The sequence below is a fragment of the uncultured Photobacterium sp. genome (assembly GCF_947502415.1).
Taxonomy (GTDB): domain Bacteria; phylum Pseudomonadota; class Gammaproteobacteria; order Enterobacterales; family Vibrionaceae; genus Photobacterium.
The window spans coordinates 1-7,843 of record NZ_CANMZV010000047.1 but is presented as its reverse complement, the minus strand read 5'-3'; the positions used below and the strand labels follow the sequence as shown (position 1 = coordinate 7,843).

The following is a 7,843-nucleotide window of genomic DNA, read 5'->3' as shown; positions in this document are numbered from 1 at the left end:
TGAGTTTATTGATCACGAACATAACAAAGGTATCAAGGTGACGCGTTACACTCGGCGGTTTTGGTATGGAGTTCGGTGCGCTTGGTAGGTTCGTTGTGGCGCACCTTATCCCAGGCGTTAGCTATCTTCAGTGTAATCAGGGAGCAAGATGGAAACTGAATACTTTTGGTGGGATCTTAAAGAGTCTACATTCAAGGGCGTACTTTATGATTCTATAAATATGTACTTCTTACATGACCACCCTTACAAAAATTGGGATGAATTCAAAGCAGCAGATCCACATATGGCATATGCACATTTAACCTACGTTAGGTTTGATGCTTTAGAGCAACAGTTTGTGGATCTACGGGTAATACCTCAGATGTTAGGTGCAAAAGAAATACCTTTGCCCTCTACAGTTAAAAATATAAATAGATATGATTGGTTAAAATCTATCGTTGATTTAGCATTATTCCGCTTTTCCAGTTTGAGGGACATTGCATTTCATTTTGTAAACGAAGTATTAGAAATTAACTTACCCGACCATAAGCTAAATATTAAACAATTGAGTAAAGTATTAAGGGAAAATCACCCTGAAATACTGGAGCACTTAAAAGTTATAGATAAAACAGGGGTTCCACTTCGTCAAGATCGCAATAAGAGAGCACATAAAGGCTTTTGTAATTTATATACTGAAGACGACCAAATGTTTAAGAATATGTCTTGGTCAGAATCATATGGTTCAAGCATCAGTGGCTACGACTTAGTCGAAACTTACGAGAAGTCACGAGACAAAATTTATGATGTTGTTGTGAAAGAGGTCAAAGAAGCTCTTCGTGCGTGCATCGAATTAGCAGACGAACTATACGTTTACTATCGTGATAGGCATGACGTTTTATCCAAAAACTCTAGAAGTGGTGTTTCACATCATTTCCATGGCTACCACAGAGCAAAAGATAGCTAACAAAGCAATCAAGGTGATGCGTTACACTCGGCGGTTTTGGTACGGAGTTCAGTGCGCTTTGCTGGTTCAGTGGGGCACACCTTATTGCAGGCGTTATGGCTCTTAACGATCTGTAGTCGTCATGGTTTTCTTTATCAATGGTGGCAGTTTCATCAATTCCTTATCAGTCGCAATGCCGTGAAAATCGTTCAGCGATTATTGCGGTTTGCAGCCTGGTGTAATCAATGTTCATTGCCAATTCTGTTTCGAGTATCCCAAATTCTCTAGCCGCAATTGGTTATCACGCGATGATGGTTTTTACGGAGGTTGCGGTTATCTGTTTGGTGGCCACAAGGTTCTTTTTCTTCAGCGGCTTTTGGTTGCCCAAGTCCGAGAGCCGCAACAAAGGATTGGCATCTGGTTAGTGGTTGTTTTCTCGTTTATTAAATCGCTTTCAGATTCATTGCCAATGAGATTCCGATTTTGTTGCCACTACCTTGTATGATGAAGAGCAAGGTCTCAGAATGCGGAAGATAATTGAAAAACGTAATTAAAACAAAAGGTTTTGCGCCATAACAAGGCCATCAAGGTGATGCGTTACACTCGGCGGTTTTGGTATGGAGTTCAGTGCGCTTTGCTGGTTCAGTGGGGCACACCTTATGGCAGGCGTTATATTCACTAGGTTAATTAAGCGTACATGGACAACGAAGAAATAAAATTAGAAAAACCTCTTTTTTACAAAAATCACTTTGCATTGAGGTTCGAGATTGGCCCTCCTGAAATTGGTGCCTGGTCAAATTTTGACAATGAAAATTTCAACGAAGAGTATTTCAATGTTGCTTTAGATAGAGCGGTTAAAATATTTAGTACTGTTTTTTCTTCAGATGATGATTGTTCAATTGTTTATCAAATTTACTCTGACGGGCGGAGGAAAATAAAAAACAGGAATTTCCTGTTTAAGCAGGTAAGTGATGTGAAAAATAGAAAAGTTGTATTTACAGATCACAGGGAAATCTACTCTGAAGACCTAGATTATAAGTGTGAATGTTGGAAAAGAGCTACAATTTCAAATGTTAAGGTCAACGATGTTAATGTGGACAATATCTTAATAGCACTTATTAACTCCGATTTCGGCTCAAGGAGCCCCTCATTGATTGGAGAGTGCTTTTTTATTAATCACAATAATGGCTTGGTTTTAAACCTCTACGACGATAGAGGTATGGATGTAGTAGCCCCAAAAAAAGACGCTCTGGAGCAACTTTATAGAAGACACAATGATTGGATTTTAGATTATGACCGAAAACGTATTGACAGTGTTTTCTCGTGAATATAACAAGGCAATCAAGGTGATGCGTTACACTCGGCGGTTTTGGTGTGGAGTACAGTGTGCTTTGTAGGTTCAATGGGGCACACCTTATTGCAGGCGTTATGTGTTTCTATAATTTTAAACTTCAAGGTTGTTAATGAATGGATAATTTAAAAGAAATCAAACTATGGAAAGAAGTTGATGACGGATTATGGAAAAACTTGTTGTTAGGGAATGGCTTTAGTATTGGAATTAGTGAAAAATTTCATTATTGGACGTTATTGGATAACGTTAAAAAGCTGGGAATAAAGATGTATCCGCACGCGCAAGAGTTATTTGAAAAAGTGGATACTGTCAACTTTGAAGAGGTGTTGAGAATTATTTACCATGCGCACCTTGTTAACTTTTACAACCTTGATGCGATAAAGACTCTATACCATAATGTCAGAAAGTCATTAATTGATGTTGTAAACGCATCTCATGTTTCATACGGTGGAGTACCTGCACTAAACATTAACACTCAGCTACGAAAATTTCGCTCAATTTATACAACAAATTATGACCTAATTCCTTACTGGTCAATTATGAAATCAAACAGTGATGGGTTCTGTGATTTTTTCTGGAATAAGGCGTGTGTGTTTAATTTGTCTGATACGAATATCATAGGTGCTAAATCAGCATTGTATTACCTGCATGGGGCAATACACCTGCAAGAATCTCAAAATGGTTTCACGTTTAAAGTTACTGCTACCCAAGAAACTTCAATATCAGATATTATTGATGAATTAGGATTTAAAGATACGCCATTATTTATATCTGAAGGCAAGTCTGAATTTAAGTTGCGCCGAATACGTTCAAACGATTACTTAAATTTTTGCTATAACCGTTTTTCAAAAGCCATAGGGAATTTTGTGGTTTTTGGTCATTCGTTAAGTGAAGACTATGATGCTCATATTTTAAATGCTTTAAAATCTAACAAGGCTGAAAAAATTGCTATTAGTGTATTTAGTGGCATGAAAGACAAAGATAAATCAAAATTCATTAACGAAGTTCAAACTTACTTTCACGATTCAAAGAAAGAAATTATGTTTTTTGACTCTAGTTCCCATCCTTTAGGGCAGGTAAACAGTTAAACACATAACAAGGCAATCAAGGTGATGCGTTTTACTCGGCATTTTTGGTGTGGTGTTCGGTGCGCTTTGTTGGTTCAGTGGGGCACACCTTATTGCAGGCGTTATGCACCTTAGAGCCAAGTGCGTCGATGGTAGAATGTTCATCGCCCACTACCATTATTTCTTTGGCCATTCGTTCAGCGAAAGGCTGCCAGAAGGTTCAGAGAACAGCACATTGTTTTGTTCTTTTCTGCCTTTTACTCTGGCAATTCAGCACTGAGTTATCAACGTTGCTTCGCTCTGAAAAAGCAGTTGTTTGTCTTTACCAATAGCTCGGTGCAGCAGCCAATTAAATCTGTATCAGGTTGCCATGCAGGTTAGCCTGGCTCAAAGTGTTGATAGTTAATCGGAACAAATTAGAGCTAGCACTTGTTGTTTGCGTGTCGCAGTCTCATCATGCGTGGAAAGGCTTTCGGCCAAGTATGATCGTATTAATGGATGGAGTTGCATAACAAAGCAATCAAGGTGACCCGTTACACTCGGCGGTTTTGGTTTGAGGTTCAGTGTGCTCTGTTAGTTTGGTGTGGGGCACCTTATCGCAGGCGTTATATTTTCTGGGAGGTTATGTGATCTACAATGATCAGTTAGAAAAACAAATTTGTAAACAACGGGTGCGTGCATCAATAGGCAAAATTGAAGCTCAACGAAAGAAACCCAAATATAAGTGTTTAGTTAATGGTTGTTCTGAGTTTGCAATTGGTTCTCACTCTCAGCAAATGGGTGGGCAGCTTAAGGTAATTGCAGAAAATAATAAAGTGACGTGTTTGCGTAGAAATCTGTATGACTTATATCAGGATGACTATAACGGGAAAGCAAAATTACAAGAGCAACATATTTCAAATGTATCGGTATTCCCTGGATATTGTAATCATCATGATACAAATGTTTTCTGGTGCATAGAAAAAGAGCCTTTAACTGTACATGATACAATGCAATCAGCTACTTTTTTTCTCAGAGCAATTAGTCATGAGTTTGCACAAAAGCGTACTTTTTTTGATGCAAACAAAAAAATGATCAATATGTGTAAAAACTTCTTTAATCCAAGGTACATTCAATTAGTTAAACAGATGCAAATAGGAAGAGAGAAGTTTTTAGAAAATGATGGTTTGTATTACTTAAAAAAAGCTAGCAAGTCAGTTACGGATGGACACCAAATTTCAACGGTTTGGGTTCAAATCGATAAGGTATTACCTGCCTCGATTTGTACAGTATTTTCACCATATCGAACTTACGACGATAAAATGGAAAATTGGCTGTACGGAAACCCACAGGTTATGTGTAGCTTTAACCTGGTACCGACAGATGATAGTACTCATATAGTCATATCTTGGCTTGTCGAGCACGAAAGTGAATGTGCGTGGTTGTATGAACTTGAAAGTAATAATGAGTTACTTGAAGCTACAGTCAATGAAATTACATTATGTGATTCTGAAGATATATGTTTTAAACCTAGTTTCTGGGAAAGCATCGATATCTTTACTAAAGAGGACATTATTTCGGCATTTCATCATGAGTCTGCGCGAGGACCGATGCCACGAATACCTATGGTGCTTAAAATATAACAAAGCAATCAAGGTGATGCGTTACACTCGGCGGTTTTGGTATGGAGTTCGATGTGCTTTGTTGGTTCGGTGGGGCACACCTTATTGCAGGCGTTATGCGTATTAGGAGTCTATAGTACAAGGAGTGTTTTGTGGACTACAAACAACAGGTTACATCAGTATCTTTGGCTTTTTCGTCATTGGGTATTTTACGAAAACTATTTTTAGTTTTTATTTGGGTTTGTACTTTTGTGATAACTCTTGGTGGCATAGTCTGGTTGTTTTTCCCCGAGATTATGCAAAGTGAACTTGGAATTTCTAATGAAATGTTGTTTCTTCTGTGTATTCTCTGGGTTATACATTCATGTTGGATACATTTAGCGGTAGTTAAAAGGAAAACTAGTCAGCTAATAGTTTTAGGTCTGTTACAAATTATTCCTTTTGCTAATTTAATCGGAGCGTTAATTTTTGCTGGTATTTACTATGTAAGTAAATCTGAAGTTAATAAGCAAAGTGATTAGTTAGCGAAGTTTGAGCATTATAGATAATCAGAGTTGAATCACATTCAGTCCTGCTCAACTGATGCGCGCATAACAAGGCAATCAAGGGTGACGCGTTACACTCGGCGGTTTGGGTATGGAGTTCGGTGCGCTTTGTTAGTTCAGTGGGGCGCACCTTATTGCAGGCGTTATGTGCTAGGGAAACGAATGAGTATGTTCTAATGAGTAAAGTTAAAAACCCCCAAGAGAAAAAGTGTAAAAGTTACGAAAAGGATTGCCGAAATGTCTATGGTGAAAATGACAAAAGTAGTCGCAAGAGTATCCGAAGAAATAAGCAATTAGCATCTAAGTTGTCGAGGTCATCTTCATCTAACCTTGCTTTACTCGCAAATCATGATCTAGACGAAGATTTTGTGCTTGAAGTTGAAAGCAATATTAAGGCTTCTGAAAAAGTTAAACGCTTGAAAGGGTTTAAGAAAGTACCAGATCGCCCACTTGGCGGGTATCTTGCTAATAAATCAAAATAATTGGTATCAGCACATAACAATGCAATCAAGGTGATGCATTACACTCAGCATTTTTGGTTTGAAGTTCCGGTGTGCTTGGCTAGTTCAGAGTTGGCACACCTTATTGCGGGCGTTATGCAGCATATGGAAAAGGAAATTCGATGATAAGAAAAGTAGAAATTGAAGATGCAGATCATTTGTTAGCTTTGATGTATCGACTTGATGAAGAAACCAAGTTTATGTTGCTTGAGCCCGGTGAGCGTAAAACTACAGTCAAAGAGCAAGTTGAAATCATCAGTTCTTTTATTGGCTCAGACTCAAAACAAATGTTTGTTGCAGAGGCGAATAATGAAATTGTTGGCTTTATAGTCGGTATTGGTAATACGGCTAACCGAAATAAGCATTCAATTTATTGTGTAATTGGTATTCAGCAGAGTTATTGCGGTAAAGGTATAGGTAAAAAGCTGCTATCTCACATAGAAAAGTGGGCAAAAGGTCATGATTTTACCCGAATCGAGCTGACGGTGATGGAACACAATGAACATGCTAAACAATTGTATCTATCACAAGGTTTTGAGGTTGAGGGCACTAAGAGAAACTCTCTATTTGTTGATGGTGCATACGTTAATGAGTATTACATGTCAAAGTTACTTGCTGCATAACAAGGCCATCAAGGTGATGCGTTACACTCGGCGGTTTTGGTATGGAGTTCAGTGTGCTTTGTTGTTTCCGTGGGGCACACCTTATGGCAGGCGTTAGGCATTTATGAGGTTTAAAATGGATTTAGTGTCAGTAGGTATTGGTTTTATAGGTGGTATATTCACTGGGGCTGCAGGAACTTACTTTGGTAATAAATATACAGATATAAGACATAAAAAAGAAGCCATGAAAGCTGAAATTAGCCTATGGAAGGAGTTAGAAAAAAAGTTTCCAACCCTAATTAATGAAATGAAAGATGACTTTAGCAAACCTGAAAATAGTGGAGTGCGTAAGTTTTTTATTAAAGAAAAAAATACGATAGTAAACAATTCTGAGCATAGTTTTGAGTATCACACTGATGTTCATACTGATCTAACTGCAGCCATCTTATATTTAGTTGATTTAGAGCTAATAGAAGACATTACACCTAGTAATTGTCCGATGTATCGATTTCGAGAGAAATTTGTCGATTATTTGAAGGGAAATGCCTAACAAAGGCATCAAGGTGACACGTTACACTCGGCAGTTTTGGTATGGAGTTAAGTGCGCTCGGTTAGTTCGGTGTTGGTGCACCTTATGCCCGGCGTTATGGCACAAAAAGCACAGGCAACGTGGTTTTTGCTTCAAGGTCTGTGGGTCAAGCTTAGCGGCTACTAAGCCGAACTTTTCAGGCGATATAACTGAACGCTTGTCGGTATAACGAACTGTAAATTTGGCTGGCTTTGTCCGCAGCACGCTTGATTTGCTTATTGTGTTTGCTGTCAGAAATGCCAGAAACTTCATCGAAAATCAGTTCTCAAATTTGGGCTAAGGGTTTTCAGGTTCTAATCCTTTCTATTTTTCCCGAGACTTCTGATTTATATCTTTTGGTAAAGAGCAATTCTTTGTCCAGTGGCTACTGATTTTGCAAGTTGGTTCATGAAGTTATGTATCAATTCCTGTTCGGTTTTTATCGGTAGGGTAAACTGGCAGGCGTTCGAGCAGATATTTCTGTAGCGGTAGCGTATCTGGTAAGTGACTAAATTTCCTTGAGTTTGCCATAACAAGGCAATCAAGGTGATGCGTTACACTTGGCGGTTTTGGTATGGAGTTCGGTGTGCTTTGTTGGTTCAGTGGGGCACACCTTATTGCAGGCGTTAGGCTCTATATTTAAACATTGATATACGAGTAAATCGGAGGTCAATGAAAGTTGAAAAC

At 38.5% G+C, this 7,843-nt stretch carries 8 protein-coding genes; all 8 read left to right on the top strand.

Annotated features, from left to right (window positions below):
• Positions 1-148 precede the first annotated feature (148 nt).
• The 8 genes from Q0852_RS23035 (at position 149) to Q0852_RS23000 (ending at position 7,138) form a co-directional block, all read left to right on the top strand.
• Positions 149-943, top strand: coding sequence for a Cthe_2314 family HEPN domain-containing protein (locus tag Q0852_RS23035; protein WP_299022622.1), 795 nt, complete (start codon positions 149-151; stop codon positions 941-943).
• Between the two features lie 676 nt (positions 944-1,619).
• Entirely contained in the window at positions 1,620-2,249 is a 630-nt protein-coding gene (locus tag Q0852_RS23030; protein ID WP_299022619.1) for a DUF3885 domain-containing protein, read from the top strand.
• A gap of 140 nt (positions 2,250-2,389) precedes the next feature.
• Positions 2,390-3,361, top strand: coding sequence for a DUF4917 family protein (locus Q0852_RS23025; protein ID WP_299022617.1), 972 nt, complete (start codon positions 2,390-2,392; stop codon positions 3,359-3,361).
• 605 nt (positions 3,362-3,966) lie between these two features.
• Entirely contained in the window at positions 3,967-4,962 is a 996-nt protein-coding gene (locus tag Q0852_RS23020) for a hypothetical protein (protein ID WP_299022614.1), read from the top strand.
• Between the two features lie 131 nt (positions 4,963-5,093).
• A complete protein-coding gene (locus tag Q0852_RS23015; RefSeq protein ID WP_299022612.1) occupies positions 5,094-5,462 on the top strand; it encodes a hypothetical protein in 369 nt (122 codons plus the stop codon).
• Between the two features lie 200 nt (positions 5,463-5,662).
• Entirely contained in the window at positions 5,663-5,968 is a 306-nt protein-coding gene (locus Q0852_RS23010) for a hypothetical protein (RefSeq protein WP_299022609.1), read from the top strand.
• Positions 5,969-6,108: 140 nt separating this feature from the next.
• Positions 6,109-6,609: a GNAT family N-acetyltransferase gene (locus Q0852_RS23005; RefSeq protein WP_299022608.1), complete on the top strand. Its 501-nt coding sequence runs from the start codon at positions 6,109-6,111 to the stop codon at positions 6,607-6,609.
• A gap of 115 nt (positions 6,610-6,724) precedes the next feature.
• Positions 6,725-7,138: a hypothetical protein gene (locus tag Q0852_RS23000; RefSeq protein WP_299022606.1), complete on the top strand. Its 414-nt coding sequence runs from the start codon at positions 6,725-6,727 to the stop codon at positions 7,136-7,138.
• The last annotated feature ends 705 nt before the right edge of the window (positions 7,139-7,843 follow it).